This window comes from Paucilactobacillus kaifaensis (assembly GCF_005405145.1).
Lineage (GTDB): Bacteria > Bacillota > Bacilli > Lactobacillales > Lactobacillaceae > Paucilactobacillus > Paucilactobacillus kaifaensis.
This window is the reverse complement of sequence record NZ_BJDM01000007.1, coordinates 1-23,214: the sequence shown is the minus strand read 5'-3', so window position 1 is coordinate 23,214 and position 23,214 is coordinate 1. Positions and strand designations below refer to the sequence as shown.

The following is a 23,214-nucleotide window of genomic DNA, read 5'->3' as shown; positions in this document are numbered from 1 at the left end:
ATTGGAATAATATGTGGTCGGCTACCTGGGAAACTGTGTGGATGACGTTGGTTTCAATTATTGTGGTTGCTATTTTAGGTGCTTTGCTCGGTTTATTATTGTTTGAGACTAATGGCAGTTCTTCGTGGGGCGCACGGATCTTGAATTGGGTTGTAGCTGCATTTGTAAATATTTTTCGTTCAATTCCTTTTATAATTTTGATCGTACTATTGCTTCCGGCAACGCAAGCAATCATGGGAACAATTATTGGTCCTAAGGCTGCCTTACCGTCATTGATCATTTCTGCAGCACCATTCTATGCTCGGTTAGTAGAAATTGCATTTCATGAAATCGACCATGGTGTGATTGAAGCAGCTCAGTCAATGGGTGCAACTAGAACTCAAATAATTGGGAAAGTTTTATTACCCGAAAGTATGCCGGCACTTGTTTCTGGGATTACGGTAACTTCAATTTCGTTAATTGGGTATACTGCGATGGCCGGAGCAATTGGTGCTGGTGGGTTAGGGAATTTAGCTTACTTAGACGGTTTCCAAGCAAATAATAACGCGGTAACGTTAGTGGCAACCGTGATTATTGTTTTGATTGTGTTTATTTGCCAGTTTATTGGCGATATTTTAGTGAAAAGAATCGATAAACGATAGAACAATTTGGGGGAGAATTTTATTATGAAGAAAAAATGGATTGCTGGGTTAACCACTATTGTGGCAGTATCATTATTATTAGTAGGTTGTGGTAAATCTTCATCAAAGGAAACAACGTTAACTGTCGGTGCTTCAAATATTCCGCATGCCCAGATTCTTAAGCACGTGCAACCAGAATTGAAAAAGGAAGGCATTAATCTTAAAATTAAAGTTTTTCAAGATTATGTTTTGCCAAACAAGGATTTAGCTAACAAAGATTTGGATGCAAACTATTTCCAACATATTCCATTTTTAGATAACTGGAATAACAAAAATAACGGCACTTTAGTTAGTGCCGGTAGGGTCCATTTGGAACCAATTGGAATTTATTCCAAAAAGTATAAGAGCTTATCAGACTTGCCAAATGGAGCAACTGTATTAGTAAGTAACAATGTTGCTGATTATGGTCGGGTACTTACAATTTTGAAGGATGCAGGGTTAATTACTTTGAAGTCTGGTACTAAGGTTACAACGGCTACATTTTCCGATATCAAGGACAACAAAAAGAATTTGAAGTTTAAGACTGATTTAGAGCCTAAACTAATGCCACAATTTTATTCTAAAAATGAAGGTGACGCAGTGGTAATCAATGCCAATTACGCGGTTCAAGCGGGCTTGGATCCTCGTAAAGATTCCATTGCACTTGAAAAGAATTCATCACCATATGTGAATATTGTGGCCGTTCGTAAGGGCGATAAAAATAAACCTGCAATTAAGAAGTTAATGAAAGCATTACAATCAAAAGACACACAAAAATGGATTTCTACAAAATATAAGGGTGCCGTTATTCCAGCCTACCCAGATGGAAAATAGAAATAACTATTAAATAAAGCCGATAAATTTAGTCGGCTAAAATTAAAGTACAAGACTACCAGGAACTGGGTGGCTTGTACTTTTTTATTTTTTATAAGCACAGTTGTTCCAACTGATTAAGTGCTTTATATTATTAATGTTTTTACTAGATTAAGTTGACAATCAAAAGTTTCAGGTGTATCTTACTTACTATTATGAGAAAACGATTAGAACTCACATAGTTTTCTAAGATTGGAGAAAGTACATATGAGAAAATTTGGGATTATTGGTGTCGGACATGTTGGAGCAACAGTGGCATATACGTTAGTCTGTAAGGGGATTGCTGATGAATTAATTTTAATTGATAAAAATGAAGGCAAGGCTACCGCCGAGCAACTAGATTTACAAGATGCTCAGGCACGCTTAGATACACGGACAATTATTAAAACTCAGGATTACAGTGAATTGGAGGATACTGATGTCTTATTTGTTACTTCTGGTAATATTCATGCGCTTGATAATGTTTCTGGAAACCGTTGGGCAGAATTTGAGTACACACGAGAAATCGTAAAAGATATTGCACCAAAGATAAAAGCATCAGGGTTTGATGGGGTGTTAATTGATACAATGAATCCGTGTGATGCGATTACGCATTATCTACAACGAGAAACTGGTTTATCAAGACAACAATGTTTTGGAACAGGAACTTTCTTAGATACTGCTAGAATGCAAAAGGTCGTTTCTGATGTCTTTGATGTCGATCCTAAAAATGTGACTGGGTATGTTTATGGTGAGCATGGTGAATCACAATTTTCAGCCTGGTCGACGGTGCAAGTGAATGGGCTGGATATTTTGGACCTAGCGCAGGATCAAGAGTTAGATCTAACCGAGCTAGAAGATAAAGCTCGTCACGGTGGCTGGGCTGTTCACTCAGGGAAAGGGTATACCAGTTATGCAATTGCAACTTGTGCAGTTAAACTAAGTGAAGCAGTTTTGTCAGATGCTAAATTGGCATGTCCTTGCTCGTCGTATAGTGAAAAATATGGTACATATGTGGGTCAACCATCCATTGTTGGTAAGAATGGTATTGAATCAGTAACTGAATTACCTCTACCAGATGATGAGGAGGCCAAGTTCAAACACTCAGCAGATACAATTAAGGAGAAGTTTGCAACACTATAAACCAGAGTGTAATTTTCCACGGTTTGCTCCCGTGGTATAACACAAAATACCCTATTACTTTGATTTTTAAAGTAATAGGGTATTTTGTGTTATACGATAGGGAGCAGTGGGAAATTACACGTTTCAGCAATAAAAATGCAGAGTATCCTATTACTTTGATTTTTAAAGTAATAGGGTATTTTGTGTTATACGATAGGGAGCAGTGAAAAATTACACGTTTCAGCAATAAAAATGTAGAGTATCCTATTACTTTGATTTTTAAAGTAATAGGGTATTTTGTGTTATACGATAGGGAGCAGTGGAAAATTACACGTTTCAGCAATAAAAATGCAGAGTATCCTATTACTTTGATTTTTAAAGTAATAGGGTATTTTGTGTTATACGATAGGGAGCAGTGAAAAATTACACGTTTCAGCAATAAAATGTAGAGTAGCTTGCAAAAAGTACGCAGTATATTTGTCAGGCAGTAAATTGAAGTTCACAGTATAACTAAGTTACAATGGAGTTGAAACAGAGAAACTGAAACAGAAATGGAGGAAGTTTCATGACAGAAAAAAGAGCATTTCACGTCAATGGTTATTTAGGAATCATTGTTGCACTAGCTGTATTGTTTGTTAGTGGTTGGATGATATTAGCAGGATTTTATAATAATCAGGTAGGCTCCGTAATCATCGGAGTATTATTGCTTTTAATATCATTATTTATTTTCAGTTCACTAACAATTGTGGCACCTAATCAAGCTAAGGTACTAACATTTTTTGGTCGTTATGTAGGGTCCATTAGAGATGCTGGACTATATGTAACGATTCCATTAACTAATAAGGCAACACTATCATTGCGAGTTCGAAATTTTAATAGTGAAGTTTTAAAGGTTAATGATTCAAAGGGAAATCCAGTTGAGATTGCTGCAGTAATTGTGTTTAAAGTTGTTGATAGTGCCAAAGCATCGTTTGATGTTGATCAGTATGAGCAATTTGTTGAGATTCAAAGTGAATCGGCGATTCGACATGTGGCTACTGAGTACCCGTATGATACTTTTGAAGATGATGCAGCTCTTTCATTACGGGGCAATCCGGATGATGTTTCTAATCATTTAACTAAGGAATTACAAGATCGATTACAGGTAGCTGGGGTCCAAATTATTGAAACTCGCTTAACTCATCTAGCCTATGCAACTGAAATTGCGAATGCAATGTTACAACGTCAACAGGCAAGTGCAATTTTATCTGCTAGAAAAATCATTGTGCAAGGGGCGGTTTCCATGACTGAGGATGCAATTGATCAGTTAGAAAATGATACTACGATTAAATTAGATGATGAGCGAAAGTTACAATTAATTAACAATATGTTAGTTTCAATTATCACTGATCGTGGAACACAGCCAGTTATCAATACTGACAACGTGCAACGGTAATTTAACAGGTGATTTAGGACTGAGAAAATGTGTTAGTTTTCTTGGTTCTTTTTTTGTGTTCACGTTCTCGGTTTATAAAAAAGCATTGACAAATTTATTGTTCACCTATATGGTTAGCTATATAAGTAATTAACCAATTAACTATGGAGGAACTGATGAATAATAAAGCGGTCGTTTCAGTAAACAATTTATTTAAAACATATGGTGGGAGAAATAGTGCTAAGTATGAGGCACTTAAGGGAATTAATCTGGAAGTACAGTCTGGAGAATTTGTTGGCATTATGGGAGCTTCCGGTTCTGGGAAAACAACTCTACTTAATTTGATTGCTACACTAGATCGACCAACTAGCGGAGAAATCAGAATTAATCAACAAGATATTTTGAATTTAAAGAAAAATGAGTTAAGTGATTTTAGGGCGCAAGAGTTGGGATTTATTTTTCAAGACTTTAGTTTATTAGAAAATTTAACTGCAGCAGAAAATATTGCCCTGCCATTAACATTGACTAATACAAAAAAAGCCCAAATTGATACTACTGTTTTACAAGTTGCTCAGAAACTATCCATTGAAGACTTTTTGAGCCAGTATCCAGCTCAGTTATCAGGTGGTCAAAAGCAACGGGTGGCTGCAGCACGTGCTTTGGTTCATGAACCGCAATTATTATTAGCAGATGAGCCTACTGGAGCGTTAGACTCGAATAGTGCTCGTGATTTACTAGAGCTACTAACTGAGATTAATCAGGCTTCGAATGTGTCCATTCTATTAGTGACTCACGATCCATTTTCGGCGTCTTACTGTAACCGGATTTTGATGATTAAAGACGGAGTGATCGGCAATACCTTGAAGCGTGATTCCAAAACTAGAACAGAATTTTACCAAGAAATTTTAACTGACTTAGGTACTTATAGATAGGAGGAGAAAGCTATGATCCGCAAGTTAGCATTTGCCGGGATCCAGCGGCGGTGGTCAGACTATCTAGTGTTATTTTCTGGTTTGAGCATCGGATCTGCAATTTTTTATATGTTTGCTGCGCTAGCCACTAATGATAAATTTTTAAAAGCTAATATAAATATTTCGTCGGTTACACAGGTATTCGCATTTGGGCTAATTTTATTAACTATTATCACCATTGTTTACGTGAGCTATGCGCAATCATTTTTACTGGGGATGCGTTATCAAGACTACGGATTGTTTATGATATTTGGTGCTAAGCCAAGAAAAATTAGTCAAATGATTTTATTGGAAACCGCGACTGTACAGCTTGGTTCAACGATGATTGGTTTAGTGTTGGGAATGGGTCTAACGAAGATTGCTAGCCAATGGCTAGCAAATCAGATTCATTTTCCGTTAACTGGACTAAGTGTAGTACAACTGCCAGCTATATTTGTAACGATTGCTTTGTTCGGGTTGTTGGCAATCAGCAGTGTGCTTGTTTCGCAGTGGATTGTCAGAAAAAAATCGCTGAATTCGATTTTAAAGGCAAATCAAATCAGCAACCAGCCTAATCAAGACAATAAATTAAAAATATTGGAATCAATGGGCGGCTTAATTTTACTAGGATTAGGGTTTACAGCTATGATGCACATAGAGGTGCTACAATTAGCCGCAATTCCATTTGCGTTAGTTACCATCTCTAGCGGAACATACTTAGTCATTCATTCGCTGTTTTCATGGGTGATTAATTGGCTTAAGCAAAAAGCGATTAGCTACAGGGGAATACGCCTATTTACCCTTGGTCAATTGAGATTTCGAATTGAGAATTATACCCGCGTTTTATCAATGGTTACAATTTTATTTGCACTTGCACTGGGAGCAATTGTGGTCGGTGTTGGATACCATCGGCAAATTCCAATCATGAGTAGTTACTCAAGTGCATACAGCATGAATATTACCAATCCAACGCGGGCAACAGATAAAATCGTTGCTAAAATGGATTTGACTAAAAATAATGAGTATTCTCAAGTCAGTGATCAAAGCCATGTCTACCTCAATCAGGCCCAATTAAAACAGCAGCCAATTGAAGCTGTAATTCCAGCTAATGCAGATAAGCAACTTGCGCAACCACAGTATAAGTCAGTTAGCATTAAACAATTGATGGGACAGACGGTAGATAATCGAGCGTTCTTAATGCTAGAACCACTAGCTCAACGAAATAAAAAGTTGGTCGTTTTACCAGAACGACAGTTTAATCAAGTTAATGGAACAAAAAGTACTTTGCAACTGATTCGCGTACGTGACTTGAATCAGAGTGTGCCACAGTTAAAGCGATTGGAAGCTTACCAGCATTCAGTTGCTGCTAAACAGGGATATGAGATTACCAATAGTTACGAAATGTTTGTAATTTCAAATACACTATTTGGTGGTTTAGAATTTATTGGTTTATTTTTAGGAATTGCCTTTTTAACAATGCTGGCATCATGTTTGATGTTTAAAGTTTTGTCAGGAACTAAGATGGATCGAATTCGCTATCAGATGTTACTTAAAATTGGAGTTTCTGATAAAAAATTAAAACGAGCAATTGCTTACGAAATTGGTGTGCTATTTGTGATCCCTGGGGTAGCCGGAATTGTGTATGTTGCCCTTGGACTCCAAATGTTTAAAAAATTGATGGTTGATCCATATGATCAATGGTGGTGGGCAGTACTCGGGTTTACTGCTTGTTACGGTGTGTATTATCTATTAACAGTTAAGTTATATCAACGACTAGTAATAAAGACAAGAAATCCTGGAGGTGACAAACTTGGAGTTTAACTTTAATAGCACCGAGCCAATCTACCAGCAGGTGGCAGAACAGCTAACGGAAGCAATTTTTTCTGGTAGTTTTGCAGAAAATGAACAGATTCCATCAACTACGGAGATCTCAAAGCAGTTTCACATTAATCCGGCGACAGTTTTAAAGGGAATGAATTTATTGGTGGCAAAAGAGTTAATTGAAAAAAGGCGGGGAATTGGAATGTTTGTCAAAGTAGGGGCTGTGGCAACAATTGAGCAGCAAAGAAGAGAGAGCTTTTATACCGATTATATATTGAATCTGGTCACAGAGGCTCAGAAACTAGGACTATCACAAGAAAAACTAATCCAATTAATCGAACGGGGGTATCAAGATGACGCAAATTCAAATTAGCAATATCTCGAAAAAATTTGGCCATCACAATGTATTACAAGATGTGTCACTAACACTACAACCGAATACCATCTACGGTCTATTTGGTCGTAACGGTGCTGGAAAGAGTACCCTACTAAACATTATTGCTAATCGTATTTTTCCTTCTGGTGGAGCGGTTGAAATGGATAATCAATCCGCAATTGAAAACGATCGAGCACTGGCTAATATGTTTTTGATGAGTGAAATTGATATGTATTCTGAACGAATGAAAATTGAGAAAATATTTAAACAAACAGAATTATGTTATGGTTCGTTTGATTGGGGCCTGGCAAGAAAGTTAGCCCAAAAATTTGATCTTAAATTAGATGCTAAATTTGGTGGCCTTTCAACCGGTTATCACTCAATTGTTAAATTAATTATTGGACTAAGTGTGCCCGTGAACTTTGTGTTTTTTGATGAACCAGTGCTTGGATTAGACGCTAACCATCGTGAATTATTTTATCAAGAGCTATTGCAAACTTATGAAGAACGACCACGAACGTTTTTAATTTCAACCCATCTAATCGAAGAGATTGCTCACATCGTCGAACATGTTTTTATGATAGATAAAGGCAAAATTGTAATTGATGGTGAAACAGAGTCTATTGTTGCTAATTCCTACGCCGTCACGGGTCCTAAGAAGACGGTAGAAGAATATACGGCTGGTCTTAATGTAATTGGACACAATTTATTAGGAGGACTGCAAACGAGCTATGTCTATGGTCAATTGGATGATAATCGAATCATTCCAGATACGGTAAAGTTAGAACATGTTGATTTACAAAAATTATTTGTTTATTTGACTAACGGGGGTGGCAAGCATGTTGAAGGGTAAAGTTAGCCGTTTGGTGTTGTATAATTTTAGGGAATCAATTATTCGACTAATGTGGACCTTTGTCTGGTTTATTGGGATCACAATTTTATTACCCAATTTATTTTCATTAACGATTAATGGGTTAAGTAATTTGAGATTCAACTTGGCTAGTCTGGATTTTACTATTGTTTCAGTGTTTTTCTTATTCGCTGATGCGGCAATTTTTAAATATGACTATTTCAAATGGACCATTCAAAATGGCATTTCCAGGCACACCGCCTGGTGGGGTAAAATTGGTGGAACACTTTTACTAACTGCAGTAATTGTTGTGATCGATATAGTTGAGACCTTTGCACGTGGGGAACAATTGACTAATTTGTTTGGACTCGCTGGGCATTCATTTGGCGCTAACGTAGCTAATGTTATTCAGTTATATATCGCGTTTTTAATGGTGTCAGTAACGGGATTGGTCGTTGGCTATATGATGGCGTTATTAAGTAAGCGTGGTAAAGCAGTTGTAATAATTGGTGTTCCAGTCGTGATGATTGTGGCATTGACATATCTGGCACGGGCATTAGTTAGGGCAAGAGTTGATTGGAATGGAGTGATTAACTTTATCAAAGTGGTTCTCGGCTATTCCAATCAAAATGGCACGGTCAATCTGTTAAATGGATCGCTTATTATGATTGTTTGGATTTTAGTATGTTTAGGAATTTCATATTTGGTTAGTCAAAAGTTGCGGTTAAGGCGTGACTAACAGCTAATGTACCATTATTTATAAATCAAATGAAACAGTCTTACTTGGCTGTTTCGTTTTTTTATTAGATAATAATGGTGATGTGCTTACGGTTTCTTTGCAGGACAATGATGTGCTATCATTAACTTATTAGCTTTAGTGAAAAGAGGGATTTACGGTGAGTCAGCAAGCACAATTGATAACACAACTCAGTGTTCTAAAAAAACAAATTAATCAAGGCCAAATTTTTCAATCGCTAGGAACAGAGATTGGCAAGCTGGTGGCATCAGTTAAAAAAACTAGATTAACTAAGGTTTACTTACCACGCGATGATGACGAAGTTTTGGATTTAATCAAGCAGCTACGTCAGCAACACACTGATAATAATTTAACCGAAATATCTGATCAAGATCTATTATTGTTACTTGGACACATTGGCTCTCCCAATCCAGAAGTACGGGATCATGGCATTTACTTCTTATTTAATGAATTTTTGGAAGCTCAGATTTTCTCGAAGCGCCAATTAACATTGGCTTATAAATATTTATTATCTGATGAAGTATTATTTGATCATATTTTAGAACCGCAAAACAACGCTATTTATCAACGGTCATTTGCCGTACTACTGTTGTCGACTCTGACCTATAGTGACCAGGCTGGGTACTTTTTTTTGACCCCTGAGTTAATTAACCATGCAGTTAATCAGTTGGCATTATATACAATTATGGAAACTGATACTCGCGGATTTATTAAAAAAAATGGGTGGGGTCATGCTTATACACATATTGGTAATATGCTTGATGAATTGTCACAACGTGATGAATTATCACGAGCTGATAAACTATTTTTAATGACGGTTATGATCGAACGATATAAACAGTTACAGACACCTTTAATTTTTGGCGAGCCACAACGAATTGCAGCATATTTAGCTCGTCTGACCAACAAAAACGAGTTGTATCGTAATTACTTTTTATTACAATTGAAAGCCTGGCGGAGTCAGTTGATGAACCATTTTGAACCGCATACTGAAGGTGAATGGAATCAGCTATTGAACCATACTCGTTTGATGCAAGCAATTTTAGTTCGGGGTGATTTCAATCAAGAGATCATCAAGTATATTGCTAGTGGTCAACAATATTTGGGTTAAAAATTAAAGATTAATAAGATTTTCGCTAAAATAATGCCGAAAGTTTGCCAATCATGGTAAACTTAAGATTCTAGAAAATCGGAAGAATGGTGTGATAGAAAATGCAGACAAATAAAAAACTTCATGTAGCACTACTTTTTGGGGGTAATTCATCGGAGCATGACGTCTCAAAACGTTCCGCACATAACATTTATGATGCAATGGATAAACAAAAATATGACGTCAGTTTATTCATGTTTACCAAGGATGGCATCTTACTGGGTAACGATGCTTCACAGCGTATTTTTAATGGTGAACCAGAAGATAAGGTAGTTGCGGATGAATATCTTAAAATCGATACTCATAACCCATTAGCACCGTTGCTTGCATTACAGGAAGTCCAAGATATTGATCTTTTTTATCCAGTAATCCATGGTAATTTAGGAGAAGATGGGACAGTTCAGGGATTATTTAAGCTGTTAAAGAAGCCTTATATTGGTTCTGGCGTCTTGGCATCTGCCCTGTCCTTCGATAAGGACATGACCAAGCGGATACTAAATCAGGCTGGTGTTCGGAATACAAACTATTTACTAGTAACGCCGGAAAATCGAGCAACGATGACATGGTCAAAAATTAGCAGTAAACTTGGTGAGACAGTTTTCATTAAGCCAGCTAATCAGGGATCGTCGGTTGGAATTCACAGAGCAACTAATGAGCAAGAGTATGTTGATGGTCTTGCGGATGCATTTAAGTATGACTTCAAAATTTTGGTGGAAGAAGCAATTAATGGTCCTAAAGAAATTGAAATTTCAATTTTAGGTAATGAAGCACCGCGAGCATCAAAGCTAGGTGCCGTTAAAGTGCCAGATAGTGATCCTTTTTATGATTATCAGAATAAATTTGTTGATGCCAGTGGAGTTGTATTTGAACTACCAGTGATATTGCCAGAAAAGCTCGCACAAGAAATTACTGAAATGGCACTGACTGCTTATGTTGCTTTGGGGATGAAGGGACTTTCTAGAATTGACTTTTTGGTTGATCAAGACGGAGTTCCATATCTTAGTGAACCAAATACATTGCCAGGGTTTACTAATATTAGTCTTTATCCGCAAATGTGGGAAGTTTCCGGTATTAAGTATTCAGACTTAATTGATCAAATCATTGAATACGGTTTGGCCGAATATAATCGAAATAGTGAAATCAAATATGATTTTGAAGAATTAGGTACTGAACACGTTGGAAAAAAAGAATATAATATCGATAAATAAGATTTAAAAATGGTGCTCAACCTCTTATAAGAAACTGAGCACCATTTTTACATAATGGGGATTGAAATGACAAAACGAGTTGAATTGACCGCAATATTATGGGGATTGCTAGTTGCCAATAATTGGTTATTGGCTAGTGGACAAATTGAAAATTGGGTAAAAGTGAGTGGTATAGTTTTAGGCTTTTTGATTGTTACTTGGTGGATCAGCACACAATTAGATTGGCATCAGAATAACAGTCGGGTAATGTTGACTGTGGGGATCAATCTGTTGGTTGGCTGGATCATACTACTCCCTTTAGGTGGACTTGGAATTACCAGCTATCTAATTAGTTTGGTAGTTTTACCACAATGGTTATTACGATTAATGTACTTGCACCGAATCGTAATTGTTCCAATCTTGGTAGTTTTTTATGGTGCTTTAATATTATTGTGGTGGCAGCTAATCCGAAAAAAAATGCTGCAACTGGCTCATCCAAAGGATGACAATAATTTAGTAACCATTCAACTAGGACGCAATGTCAGCCGGTTAATTTTAACAAGTGTGGTTGGCTTAATCTTGATGTACGTATGTAGTACCAAACTAGCTGACATTAATGATGGGTTGGCTGGCTTTGTACTATTGTTTTTAGGAACGTTATTATTAGCTTGCTGGCTTAGTATGTTGACAATGATTTATTTTAAGCTCCCATTAGATTCAAAATCACATTTGATGATTGATATCGGTTTAATGTTGGTTGGCATACTTTTAGTTTTAGGTTGGACAAGTAAGCTAAATTATGTTGATAATCTCACTACTCCGACGATAATATCTCATCGCGGAGTCGATGGTAGTAACGGTGTGCAAAACACAATGCAAAGCTTAAGTAAGACTGTTACCGCACATCCAGCAGTCATTGAGATGGACGTTCAAGCAACGCGTGATAATTCGTTTGTCTGTTTTCACGATGCAAACTTAGATCATTTAGCACACCAACGGACCACAGTAGCTAAGTTAAAGGTTAGTCAGCTACGGCATACTAAATTAAGCGAGAATGGATCTACCACCTTGATGACTACCTTTAACCAGTATCTACGGTTTTCAATTCAGCATCATCAATCCTTAATAGTAGAAATTAAGCCGCAAAGTATTAGTCCAGAAAAAGTGGCGCACTTATTTGATTCAAAATATGCTGCTCAACTGATTCAGCAAAAAGCTAAAATTCATTCAGTTGATGACAATATTATCAAAGAACTTTATCATGAGGATCCTAAATTGTCTCTGGGTTTAATTCGACCATTTGTAGTCAGTCGGTTAACAAACCAAAATGTAAATTTTTATTCGTTAGATTATCGTACTGTTAATCAGCAAATCGTTAATCAATTGCATCAACGGCACCAGAAAGTATATGTTTGGACGGTTAATAATCCTGATGTTGCAAATCGAATGGTACAATTGGGCGTTGATGGAATTATCACCAATCGAATAAGTTTGATTCGTGCTAAAATGGGATCACATAATCAAGTTGTTACCAGAGTTAAAAATATATTATGGCAGTTAATCTGAGGTTGAAAGTAAGGAATGCACATGAAACTACGTGGTGATCAATTAAAAAAATTTCGAAAAAGTAAGGGCCTTTCTCAAAAACAATTGGCTCAGGGAATTTGTACGCAGGCAACGATTAGTTTGATTGAGAAAAATAACAAAATTCCTGGGATGACAATTTTGTCACAGCTGTGTGCCAGATTAGGAATTTCAATTGATGAAATTTTAGTTGATGACAATCAAGTATTGACGGATATCTTTACTGAGATTAACGATTTGATGTTACAAAAAAAATATGATGCTGCTACCATACTGCTGAACAATGTAGGTATCAAACAGTTGCAAGGACAATATGATAAAGAGCGTTATTATTATTTTCTTGGAATGCTGCAATTGGATCAAAGTAAAGATTATGATGAAGCACTTTTCAATTTTGAACTAGTTTTGAAGCAGTTTGCTGTTGATAATGATGATATCTATCAAGTAATGACAACAATCGCCACGGGAACTGCATGGTTTTATAAGGGTGACTATGAACAGGCTAAGTTGTTTGCCAAAAAGGGAGCACAATCATTACAAATTGTTAATACAACTGCTAGTGTACAACAAATGATTGCGGCGAATGTTTCATTAGCACAGTTAAATCAACAAATTGAACAACCGGCAACAGCAATTGAATTGGCGCAACAGGCACTGTTATTGTGTCGTAAGCAGAATGTCTTATTCCTACTTGATGATGTTTATGCTATTTTAGCAAGTAGTTACTTTACAATGGGTCAGCTAGATGATGCGAAAGAAAATTCTCAAATTGCAATTAGTTTAACTAAAGTGATGCAGCATGCAGAATTACGTGAACGGTTAATAAAGCAGTTTCGTAAGCTTGGTGGTAGGTAAGATTTTCTAATAAAGCGAATGTGTTTATTTTTGAAAATAAAAAATGGTCACCAGCTAAAAGTAAAATTAGCTGGTGACTATTTTTTTGTTTTAAGAGTTTAAGTTACTTTTCATCTTTGATTGGCTTGTTATTTAAGTCAGTTCTAACGACTAATACATCACAGACAGCAGTCCGAGTTACATATTCAGTCACTGAACCAATTAATAAACGTTCAACTGCATTTAAACCAGTTGCACCAATCATAATTAGGTCTGCGTTCATTTCATTAGGAACATCCCGAGCGATAATGGTTTTGGGAGCCCCATATTCGATTGTGTAGTTTACATTTGTTAGGCCTTGTTGCTTGGCTTCTTCTACATACTTATCAAGTGTCTTCTTAGCAGTTTCCGTTACCTGTTCAACCATTGAAGTGTCAAAGCTGGAAATATTTTGAAACGCACGTGTATCAACAACGTGTAGTAAACGTAATTCAGTTTCACTCCCGTTACGATTAGCAACGGCGACCGCCTTTTTGAAAGCTACTTCTGCCTCTTTGGAACCATCGACTGGAACAAGAATATGTTGATATTGTTGTAACATTTTTATTCCCCCTTACTTTGTTTCTATCTTCATTCTACGTTATTTGACGCCAAAATAAAAGGGAAACACTAAAATATTGTTGCCGGTTACAAACTTGATTTAATGCAGATAAGTCATCAACGTTAGTGCCATAAAAGTTCCAGAAAAACAGCCAATTATCAGAATAATAATTATTAAGGTCAAACTTCCGATGAACGCAGCTGCCAGGCTGATTAAACCTACTAAAACCAATTCAGTGCCCCAAAAAGAAAGTGCATGAGAGAGGCTAGAATTATTATTGGCATCGAAAATTAGGAATGGACGATTTCTGTGGCGCAATAAGTATGAACCAAGATAGAGAGCGATTAGTGCAAATGCAAGAATTAAAACGGTGATCAACATAATATCCTCCAATAAAAAAGCAATCGCAAAACTAAGTTTGCAATTGCCACAGATAATCAAATTAAGGAAATTCTAGTGGTGCCGTTAATCGTTCTTCAGTGTTGACCTGTGTTCAAGACAGGTGGGACATGACCGCCATACTTCTAACTACCAAGAGTTAAGGCATGTTATCCATATGACTAGCACTAGTCCCAATGTAGTAAGACTGTAAGGCAAAACTGTAATATGAACAACGCGTACACCTTAGAATTTCTAGTTATATGTTAGCATTTTGTCACTGGAAGCGCAATTAATTTGGTTTCGGTTTTTGATCAAGAGTCGAATTTTCTTGGGCAGCCAAGAGTTGGTCATACTGTTGCCCTAATGCTTGCTCGAACCGTCCATTTTGTTTTGGTTCATAATATTTAGCATGTTTAATTTTATCGGGTAAATATTGTTGCTGAACCCAGTCATTTTTGAATGCGTGAGGATACTTATATTCAGTCCCATGCCCCAGCTTTTCAGCGCCTTTATAGTGGGCATCCTTTAAATGATCAGGAACATCACCAAAACCGCCTGCGCTAACCTGGTCAAGTGCACGATCAATTGCGGTAATTCCGGAATTTGATTTTGGTGAAATACTTAGTTCAATGACGGCATCTGCTAACGGAATTCGGGCCTCAGGGAAACCTAATTTTTGCGCGGCTTCAACTGCAGTGACAGTCCTACTAGCAGCAGGCGGATTAGCTAAGCCAATATCTTCATAGGCAATCACCATTAATCGACGTGCAATGATTGGTAAATCACCAGCTTCAATTAAACGAGCCAAGTAGTGGAGTGCCGCATTGACATCACTACCGCGAATTGATTTTTGCAAAGCTGAGATAACATCATAATGGGCATCACCATCCTTATCTGACGAAAGGGCTTTATGTTGGACACTTTCTTCGATAATTGGCAGGGTTAATTCAATTCGACCAGTTTTATTTTTAGGAGTTGATTTTGCAGCAAGTTCCAATCCATTTAGTGCGCTTCGCAAGTCACCATTGGTGGCACGAACTAATTGTTGAAGTGCTTCTGGTTTAAGATCGATCGGTAAATTACCCAGTCCACGTTCTTTGTCAGTTAATGCTCGTGAAACGGCTGTCTCCATCTGTTCTTCCGTCAAAGGGAACACTTGAAAGATTTGCGTTCGGCTACGAATTGCTGGATTAATTGTGATATATGGATTTTCAGTAGTGGCACCAATTAAAATGATCCGACCACTTTCAAGGTGTGGTAATAAAAAATCTTGTTTAGTCTTATCCAAGCGATGAATTTCATCAAGCAATAGGATTACTGTCCCGCTCATTTTGGCTTCCTCAGCGACAATTTGAAGATCTTTTTTTGAATCCGTTGCTGCGTTGAGTGTCCTAAAAGCATATTTAGTTGAACCAGCAATAGCACTAGCAATGCTGGTTTTACCCGTACCAGGTGGGCCATATAAAATCATTGATGAGAGCATTTTGGCGCTCACCATCCGATTGATTATTTTTCCAGGGCCCACAAGATGTTGCTGGCCAACCACTTCTTCTAATTTAGTTGGTCGCATACGATAGGCCAATGGTTGTTGCATGTACGGTTCCTCCTTAACTATTGCTATTTGTTGAATAATTTTTGCCAGAAAGATATTTTTTTTGTTTGTTGATCTTGCTTAGGTTGATCATAAGAATATTTTTTTGCTACATCGATTGGGTTAATATGAATTGCTTTTTTTGCAGCTACCACAATAGCTAAGTTTTGATCATTAACATGGTAATCAGGATTGGTTTTAATGGTAAAATTGGTGCCCACTTTTGAGGCAGCAAGAATATATGGCTTTAGTTGGGACTGCTCAATATTACCATTGAAAAAAATAATTTCTGCCTGCGGTTGAGTGATTTCTTGGGTAAAAGCGTGGACCCAATTCGATTGCTCTAATTGGGCAACACTAATTGTCAGACTGACGCGCTCCCGAAAAGTGCCTAAATATTTTCTCTGTTCGTCAGGATTAACTTTGGGTGTACCATACAGTGCACTTTGAAGATGTTGATCTGTCGGAATATTATTATCAGGCATTTAAGAAAACATCCTTTCTTTCTATTAATAATTATTATAACATTAATGCAACGACAATTTTAACAAAGGGGACTGGTGGTTAAATGTTTTCACGAGTAGATTTCGATGTTTTTTTGGAACCAACTTTAGCTGGCAGAATGGAGAAAATAAGAACAATAATCGATCCACAGTTTGAAAGGTTGAATGAATTCTTACAGCCAAAGTTTGAACATGCTAATGTTACCTTATATCCTCATATTGCTAAACACATGCGGCGAACAATTAATCCACCAATTAACACTTGGATTGCGTTTGGGCCAGAAAAGCGGGGCTATAAAAAAAATCCGCACTTTGAAGTCGGATTATGGCGTGATCGTATGTTTGTATGGTTAGCATTATTGGGAGAATCTAAAGCCAACAGCCAAAACGTTGATCGGTTGCAACATAGTCAAGTTGCACTGTTAAATTTGAGCGATGGCTTCTACATTTGTCAAGATCATACAGATAGACAAATTGAATTGGCAACTGCTGCAACAATTGACACAGCAATTGATCGTTATAAACGAGTGAAAAAAGATGAATTTTTAATTGGGCAAGTTTGGCATAGCAATGACATTTTCTTTCAGGACAATACCAATAATCAATTGAAAAAGATTAATGCAGTGATTGGTGAATTATTGCCAATATATCAAAAATGGTTGTAACAAAAAAAGGTTCGCATTCGCGAACCTTTTTACTTTGAAAATTATAGTTTGTTGTAGTATTCAACGATCAATGCTTCGTCGATTTCTGCATCCATATCTTCACGTTCAGGAATACGAACTAATGAGCCTTCAAGCTTATCAGCATCAAATTCAACGTATGAAGGACGGCCAACAACTGCTTCAACAGCATTTTGGATAATAACAAGATTCTTTGACTTTTCACGGACACCAATGACTTGGCCGATTTCAACTTCATAAGAAGGAATATCAACACGTTTACCATCAACAGTGATGTGACCATGGTTAACCAATTGACGAGCTTGACGACGAGTAGTAGCCAATCCTAGACGGTAAACCATGTTATCCAAACGACGTTCTAGCAAAGCCATGAAGTTAGTACCATGAGTACCTTCTTGAATTTTACCTGCGCGAACGAATAAGTTAGCAAATTGACGTTCTGTCATACCGTATGTCATACGCAACTTTTGTTTTTCACGAAGTTGAGTACCATATTCTGATAATTTTGAACGACGATCATTTCCATGATCACCAGGAGCGTAAGGACGACGAGCTAATTCTTTTCCGGTTCCGGATAATGAAACACCAAGGCGACGAGAAATTCGCCAACTTGGACCTGTATAACGAGACATAAGAGATCCTCCAATAAATTTATTTGGAGTAAAATAATCCGATTATGAATTCGGTATTCGTGCAGATTGGTCTGCAACGTTCACCTTTGCAGCCGCGGTTACTAGTTGAACCATTGGGCACCAATCTGTTGACGAGCTTACCATTCACTGCTGCATTATTTTACACAAGGAGTAGTATACCTCGATTTGCTAGTGAGAGTCAATATGTTGGATTAAAACATTGGCGAATTCGATTAATTGTTCTTCATCGGCTATTGAAAAACGATCTAAAGTCGTTGAATCAAGGTCCATTACACCAATTGCCTGACCGCTTTTGCCATACAAAGGTACTACAATTTCAGCGTTGGAGTCACTATCACAGGCGATGTGACCGGGAAATTCATGTACGTTTGCGACACGTTGAACTTCCTTTGTTTGTAATGCATGGCCACATACACCAGACCCATTCTTAATATGCATACAGGCTACCTTGCCTTGAAATGGTCCTAAAACCAATTCATCGTTGGTTGATTGATATAAATAAAATCCAGCCCAATTAATATCAGCGATGGTTTGCATCAATAGTGCCGATGCATTGGCCAAATTTGCGGTTTGATCTTGCTCATCATATAGTAGTGCGTCCAATTGTTGGGTCATTAATGAAAGCTCACTCATAATTATATTCTCCCTTAGCTAGTTGTGATTATATCCATAACTAAAATTCAGTGTGCTGGTATATTTGGTGTATGTTATAATTTTAAATAAGATTGATTTTAGCGGTCTTGCCACTAAAAATCAACGATAAAGTTTCCTTAAATAAAAGGTGGGATTTTTTAATGCTGCAAGTGCTAATTGGGATTGTGATTGTCGCAGCAATTATTGTTGGCGGATTATATCTTTTTCAACGAATTACAATTAATCAAATTAATGACCTGCAGGCTGCGAAACAGCGACTAGTAGGATTACATGTTGACGCAAATTTACGTGATGGAGCTACCCTCAGTCTAACGGGTGAGTCGTTAAACCAATTTCAACAATTGCAGGCTGATTATAAGGAAGTAAATGATCATCGGTTTAAAGAAATTGATGAGTTGGCTGACGACATTAGACGAGATGTGCGGGGCGTTAACTTTGTCAAAGTGCGTCAAGAGGTTAATCAGCTACGTGAGCGAGTTTCTGGGACTGAAAAAATTGTTAATCACACCCGTGATGCATTAAGTGAGCTACAGAAAATTGATCAGCAACATCGTCAAGCGGTTTCTAAGCTGGAAAAGAAGTATCAAAATTTACGGAAACGGTTATTATCTGAAAACTTTAAATTTGGTGCTAGTATTGATCAGCTAGAAGAGCAGCTATCAACGCTAGAAGATGAGTTTGATCGATTTAGTACATTAACCTCAGAAGGTGATCACGCTAAAGCACAAGATGTGCTTGGTGGTCTAGAAAAAAATACTAATCAATTAGAAAATACAATTAGTCTCATTCCAGATTTATACCAAAGCTTAGACGTAATGTATCCGGAGCAATTGCAAGAATTGCAGGCTGGATATACCAAGCTTAATAATCAAGGTTACCAGTTTAGTGATGCAGATATTGCCACTGAAATTGCAAATGTTGATAAACAAAGAACGGAGACTTTGGATAAACTGGCTCAATTGGAAATTGAAACAGTTCAAAAGGCTAATGAAAATATTCAACGACAAATTGATCATCTGTATGCTGTGATGCAAAAAGAAATTGATGCTCGGCCGGTGGTTAAAAAGTTGATGGATGAAATGGGTCAGTTTATTACTCATGCCCAAAATCAAAATCATGAACTATTAATTGAACTTGATCGGCTTAGTCAAAATTACACACTAGACCACGGCGAACTAGAGACTGCCCGTGGGCTAGGGGAGCAAATTAAGCAGATTGAAAAAAACTATCAAAATGACTTAACTGCCGTACATCAGCGCACTGCCGTGGATAGTCAGGTTCTAGAGCAAGAACAAAGTGCACAAACGACATTGACCCAGATTGAAAAACAACAAACTCAAATTAATGATGACGTGGCTGGATTGCAAAATGATGAACGTCGAGCCAAAAAAACATTACAACGATTTGCAAATGAAATTCATGCTATTAAGCGGCAAGTTGAATCTCTGAATTTACCAGGATTACCTAAGTCCTATTTAGATTATTTTTTTGTAGTGAGCGATGAAATTAAAAAGTTAGATGCTGATATTAATCGAATTAAAATTAATATGGAAGAGATTACCAAGCAATTATTAATTGTTCAAGCAGATTTGGAAACTTTACAAGAAAAAACTAATGATATTAAGGATAGCGCTCGGTTAGCGGAACGGTTGTTGCAGTACGCTAACCGTTTGCGGGAACAAAATTCGGAGATTGATGCCGCGGCGACAAAAGCACAAAAATTGTTCAATGAATCAAATGATTACGCAGCTAGTTTAGAGACGATAGCAACTGTTTTGGATAAGGTTGAACCAGGAGCCTACAAACGTTTAGAAGACAGCTATTATAAGAGCTCAGATGATGTTGAACAAAAAGCAGATTTAACTTAGATTGGTAATGGCAATGAAATGCTGTTGCCTTTTTTTATATCTAACATTATTGTTATGGGTCCATTTGCATGAGTAAGACAATTAATCTTATGCTTCGTACTATCATCTAGCACAGTTATTTGGTATAATTGGAGCGCTGTTTTAAGCGAGTCGAACTAGGCTACTGATGGTCTATCCCCATTGGTAACCATATCTTGCATGTCAAACTACTCATTTGTGGAATGCATGCCTATACGAGGGATGGACAAATGATATATTTTGATAATAGCGCCACGACACAAGCACTACCAGAAGTGCTCGATACTTACAGAACGGTTAGTGATCAATTTTGGGGTAATCCTTCCAGTTTGCATAATTTTGGTGAATCTGCTTGGCATTTACTAGAGCAATCACGAGCACAAATTGCCAAATTACTTGGCGTTATGCCCAGTGAAATATTGTTTACGAGTGGTGGTACTGAAGGTGATAACTGGGTGCTAAAAGGTACCGCAATGGAAAAACATGCATTTGGTAAGCATTTGATTACTACTGCAGTTGAACACCCAGCGATTAGAAACTCGATGGAACAATTAGAACAACTGGGATTCGATATCACCTATTTACCGGTTGATGAACATGGTCAAATTTCGATTGATGATCTGAAAGCCGCTATTAGGCCAGATACAATTCTCGTGTCTGTAATGGCTGTGAATAATGAAGTTGGAACAATTCAACCTTTAACTAAAGTGGCGGATGTTTTACGAGACTATCCTAAGATTCATTTTCATATTGATGCGGTCCAGGGAATTGGTAAGGGAATTCAATCCATGATTTTTAACGGTCGGGTTGATTTTGTTACTTTTTCAGGGCATAAGTTTCATGCGCCTCGTGGCATTGGCTTTATCTACGCTAAACAAGGTAGAAAAATTGCGCCGTTGCTAACTGGGGGTGGCCAAGAACGAAACTTACGAAGTGGTACGGAAAACTTACCTGCTATTGCTGCAATGGCGAAGGCATTGAGAATTTTACTGGATAAAGAAGCTACCAGTATCGCTAATGAGCAAAAGATAAAGCATATTATTTCAGAACATATTAAGAATTTTAATCACGTAACGATTTTTTCTGAAGATAATGATCAATTTGCACCGCATATTTTGTGTTTTGCAATTGTTGGGGTACGCGGTGAGACAATTGTGCATGCCTTTGAGCAGCATGACATCTATATCTCTACGACGAGTGCCTGCTCATCCAAAAAGCATTTGGCCTCAAGTACATTAACAGCAATGAATGTCCCTGAGAATGTGGCGACGAGTGCTGTCCGAGTCAGTTTAGGTGATCAAAATACGCTTGAAGAAGCACAGCGATTTAATCAAGTGTTTGATCAGCTTTATGCTGAGTTTAAAAAAATTACAGATTAATCTAGGAAGGAGGAAAAATAATGAAATACAGTGAAATTATGGTTCGGTATGGTGAGTTGTCGACAAAGGGTAAAAATAGAAAAGGGTTTATTGACCGACTTGGTTCCAATGTGCGTAAGGCACTACATGAATTTAATGCTGTTAAAATTCAGGCTAACCGTGATCGACTTCATGTAAGTTTAAACGGAGAAGATAGCGATGCTGTGATGGACAGATTGAAAATGGTATTTGGAATTCAAAATTTTTCACCGTCCGTTAAAGTTGATCGAACTTTTGAAGCAACAGCGCAAACTGCTGAACAAATGATCCGTGAACAGATCAAACCGAATATGACTTTTAAAATTAATACACGGCGTTCCGATCATGATTTTCCGATTGACACTAATGAAATGAATACTCGTTTAGGCGGCTATATATTAGACAAATTTCCTGATTTAACCGTGGATGTTCATCAACCAGACTTGGTTATTCGTGTCGAGATTCGAGGTAACGGCATCTTTTTGACCAGTCAGGTTATCCAGGGTGCGGGTGGTTTACCGGTCGGAACCGGTGGCAAAGGAATGTTAATGCTCTCTGGGGGCATTGATTCGCCGGTAGCCGGCTATTTGGGTATGAAACGCGGTGTTTCGATGGAGATGGTGCATTTCTTTAGTCCACCATATACCAGTATTCAAGCACTAGCTAAGGCAAAAGAACTAACCGGAAAACTAGCACGTTACAGCGGCAGCATTCAATTCTTACAAGTTCCCTTTACGGAAATTCAAGAGACAATCAAAGAACAAGTTCCAGAGGGGTATCTAATGACTGTTCAACGACGACTCATGCTGCGGTTAACTGCTGCATTGGCAATTAAACGTCACGGTTTAGCTATTTTTAATGGTGAGTCACTGGGACAGGTGGCATCACAGACCATGGAAAGTATGTTAGCTATTAATGATGTCACTACGATGCCAATCTTGCGACCGGTTGTGTCATTAGACAAAACTGAAATCATTAAAATTGCTAAGGACATTGATACCTATGAATTATCAATCCTACCATTTGAGGATTGTTGTACTATCTTTGCGCCGCCTAGTCCTAAAACTAAGCCCAACCTAGAGCGGACTCGAAACTATGAAGCACGACTAGATATTGAAGGCCTCATGCGACGAGCGTTAGATGGAGTGAAAGTTAGCGAAATTAAAGCTGGAGAAGAATTCTTGAATCAACAAGAAGATGTATTTGCAGAACTCCTTTAAGGTAATTTAAGTGGGTCTTCGTCAAATAGTATTGGTGAATATCTCGATATCGGAACACCCTTTTGGGTGTTCTTTTATTTTACAATTAA

The 23,214-nt window shown here is 37.5% G+C and carries 23 protein-coding genes and 1 other RNA gene; 17 read left to right on the top strand and 7 right to left on the bottom strand.

From position 1 onward, the window contains the following. Window positions 1-11 precede the first annotated feature (11 nt). From FFM51_RS04465 to FFM51_RS04405, 13 genes are all read left to right on the top strand, one after another. Window positions 12-641, top strand: coding sequence for a methionine ABC transporter permease (locus FFM51_RS04465; protein ID WP_170999570.1), 630 nt, complete (start codon window positions 12-14; stop codon window positions 639-641). 24 nt (window positions 642-665) lie between these two features. Next, on the top strand, window positions 666-1,493 hold the full coding sequence (locus FFM51_RS04460; RefSeq protein ID WP_137597438.1) for a MetQ/NlpA family ABC transporter substrate-binding protein: 828 nt from the start codon (window positions 666-668) through the stop codon (window positions 1,491-1,493). Window positions 1,494-1,739: 246 nt separating this feature from the next. Then, window positions 1,740-2,654 carry an L-lactate dehydrogenase gene (locus tag FFM51_RS04455; protein ID WP_137597437.1) on the top strand — a complete coding sequence of 305 codons (915 nt, stop codon included), beginning with the start codon at window positions 1,740-1,742 and terminating at the stop codon, window positions 2,652-2,654. Between the two features lie 544 nt (window positions 2,655-3,198). Next, window positions 3,199-4,068, top strand: a complete 870-nt coding sequence (locus FFM51_RS04450; protein WP_137597436.1) for an SPFH domain-containing protein — start codon at window positions 3,199-3,201, stop codon at window positions 4,066-4,068. Between the two features lie 155 nt (window positions 4,069-4,223). Further along, a complete protein-coding gene (locus tag FFM51_RS04445) occupies window positions 4,224-4,979 on the top strand; it encodes an ABC transporter ATP-binding protein (protein WP_137597435.1) in 756 nt (251 codons plus the stop codon). Between the two features lie 12 nt (window positions 4,980-4,991). After that, entirely contained in the window at window positions 4,992-6,818 is a 1,827-nt protein-coding gene (locus tag FFM51_RS04440) for an FtsX-like permease family protein (RefSeq protein WP_137597434.1), read from the top strand. Further along, window positions 6,808-7,191: a GntR family transcriptional regulator gene (locus FFM51_RS04435; protein ID WP_137597433.1), complete on the top strand. Its 384-nt coding sequence runs from the start codon at window positions 6,808-6,810 to the stop codon at window positions 7,189-7,191. Before FFM51_RS04440 ends, FFM51_RS04435 begins: the two co-directional genes overlap by 11 nt. Next, window positions 7,172-8,047 (top strand): ATP-binding cassette domain-containing protein, encoded by an 876-nt coding sequence (locus FFM51_RS04430; protein WP_137597432.1) that lies wholly within the window; start codon window positions 7,172-7,174, stop codon window positions 8,045-8,047. The genes FFM51_RS04435 and FFM51_RS04430 overlap by 20 nt, the downstream gene beginning before the upstream one ends. After that, the gene (locus FFM51_RS04425; RefSeq protein WP_137597431.1) at window positions 8,034-8,783 is read left to right on the top strand and encodes a hypothetical protein; all 750 of its coding nucleotides are present in this window, start codon (window positions 8,034-8,036) and stop codon (window positions 8,781-8,783) included. Before FFM51_RS04430 ends, FFM51_RS04425 begins: the two co-directional genes overlap by 14 nt. 157 nt (window positions 8,784-8,940) lie before the next feature. Next, window positions 8,941-9,912 (top strand): DUF2785 domain-containing protein, encoded by a 972-nt coding sequence (locus tag FFM51_RS04420; protein WP_137597430.1) that lies wholly within the window; start codon window positions 8,941-8,943, stop codon window positions 9,910-9,912. Window positions 9,913-10,013: 101 nt separating this feature from the next. Then, window positions 10,014-11,159: a D-alanine--D-alanine ligase family protein gene (locus FFM51_RS04415; RefSeq protein WP_137597429.1), complete on the top strand. Its 1,146-nt coding sequence runs from the start codon at window positions 10,014-10,016 to the stop codon at window positions 11,157-11,159. A gap of 66 nt (window positions 11,160-11,225) precedes the next feature. After that, on the top strand, window positions 11,226-12,704 hold the full coding sequence (locus tag FFM51_RS04410; protein WP_170999567.1) for a glycerophosphodiester phosphodiesterase family protein: 1,479 nt from the start codon (window positions 11,226-11,228) through the stop codon (window positions 12,702-12,704). Window positions 12,705-12,725: 21 nt separating this feature from the next. Then, complete coding sequence (locus tag FFM51_RS04405; protein WP_170999566.1) at window positions 12,726-13,577, top strand: helix-turn-helix domain-containing protein; 852 nt, start codon at window positions 12,726-12,728, stop codon at window positions 13,575-13,577. 103 nt (window positions 13,578-13,680) lie between these two features. On the opposite strand, the gene FFM51_RS04400 is transcribed toward FFM51_RS04405, so the two are convergent. The 5 genes from FFM51_RS04400 to FFM51_RS04380 form a co-directional block, all read right to left on the bottom strand. Then, complete coding sequence (locus FFM51_RS04400; protein ID WP_137597426.1) at window positions 13,681-14,157, bottom strand: universal stress protein; 477 nt, start codon at window positions 14,155-14,157, stop codon at window positions 13,681-13,683. Window positions 14,158-14,256: 99 nt separating this feature from the next. Next, window positions 14,257-14,538 (bottom strand): hypothetical protein, encoded by a 282-nt coding sequence (locus tag FFM51_RS04395; RefSeq protein ID WP_137597425.1) that lies wholly within the window; start codon window positions 14,536-14,538, stop codon window positions 14,257-14,259. 65 nt (window positions 14,539-14,603) lie between these two features. Further along, window positions 14,604-14,791, bottom strand: a non-coding RNA gene (gene ssrS, locus FFM51_RS04390) — 6S RNA. Window positions 14,792-14,827: 36 nt separating this feature from the next. Then, window positions 14,828-16,132 (bottom strand): replication-associated recombination protein A, encoded by a 1,305-nt coding sequence (locus FFM51_RS04385; protein ID WP_137597424.1) that lies wholly within the window; start codon window positions 16,130-16,132, stop codon window positions 14,828-14,830. 23 nt (window positions 16,133-16,155) lie between these two features. Next, complete coding sequence (locus FFM51_RS04380) at window positions 16,156-16,614, bottom strand: YueI family protein (protein WP_137597423.1); 459 nt, start codon at window positions 16,612-16,614, stop codon at window positions 16,156-16,158. Between the two features lie 83 nt (window positions 16,615-16,697). Here FFM51_RS04380 and FFM51_RS04375 point away from each other — a divergent pair, with 83 nt between their 5' ends. Beyond that, window positions 16,698-17,297 (top strand): DUF1054 family protein, encoded by a 600-nt coding sequence (locus FFM51_RS04375; RefSeq protein WP_137597422.1) that lies wholly within the window; start codon window positions 16,698-16,700, stop codon window positions 17,295-17,297. A gap of 41 nt (window positions 17,298-17,338) precedes the next feature. Here FFM51_RS04375 and rpsD read toward each other — a convergent pair whose 3' ends face one another. Both rpsD and FFM51_RS04365 read right to left on the bottom strand, forming a co-directional pair. Continuing rightward, window positions 17,339-17,947, bottom strand: a complete 609-nt coding sequence (rpsD, locus tag FFM51_RS04370) for a 30S ribosomal protein S4 (protein ID WP_137597421.1) — start codon at window positions 17,945-17,947, stop codon at window positions 17,339-17,341. A 189-nt stretch (window positions 17,948-18,136) separates the two neighbouring features. After that, complete coding sequence (locus FFM51_RS04365; protein WP_137597420.1) at window positions 18,137-18,601, bottom strand: GAF domain-containing protein; 465 nt, start codon at window positions 18,599-18,601, stop codon at window positions 18,137-18,139. Between the two features lie 161 nt (window positions 18,602-18,762). Here FFM51_RS04365 and ezrA point away from each other — a divergent pair, with 161 nt between their 5' ends. The 3 genes from ezrA (at window position 18,763) to thiI (ending at window position 23,125) form a co-directional block, all read left to right on the top strand. Further along, the gene (ezrA, locus tag FFM51_RS04360; RefSeq protein ID WP_137597419.1) at window positions 18,763-20,490 is read left to right on the top strand and encodes a septation ring formation regulator EzrA; all 1,728 of its coding nucleotides are present in this window, start codon (window positions 18,763-18,765) and stop codon (window positions 20,488-20,490) included. 248 nt (window positions 20,491-20,738) lie between these two features. Then, the gene (locus tag FFM51_RS04355) at window positions 20,739-21,887 is read left to right on the top strand and encodes a cysteine desulfurase family protein (RefSeq protein WP_137597418.1); all 1,149 of its coding nucleotides are present in this window, start codon (window positions 20,739-20,741) and stop codon (window positions 21,885-21,887) included. A 20-nt stretch (window positions 21,888-21,907) separates the two neighbouring features. Then, the gene (gene thiI / locus FFM51_RS04350; RefSeq protein WP_137597417.1) at window positions 21,908-23,125 is read left to right on the top strand and encodes a tRNA uracil 4-sulfurtransferase ThiI; all 1,218 of its coding nucleotides are present in this window, start codon (window positions 21,908-21,910) and stop codon (window positions 23,123-23,125) included. The last annotated feature ends 89 nt before the right edge of the window (window positions 23,126-23,214 follow it).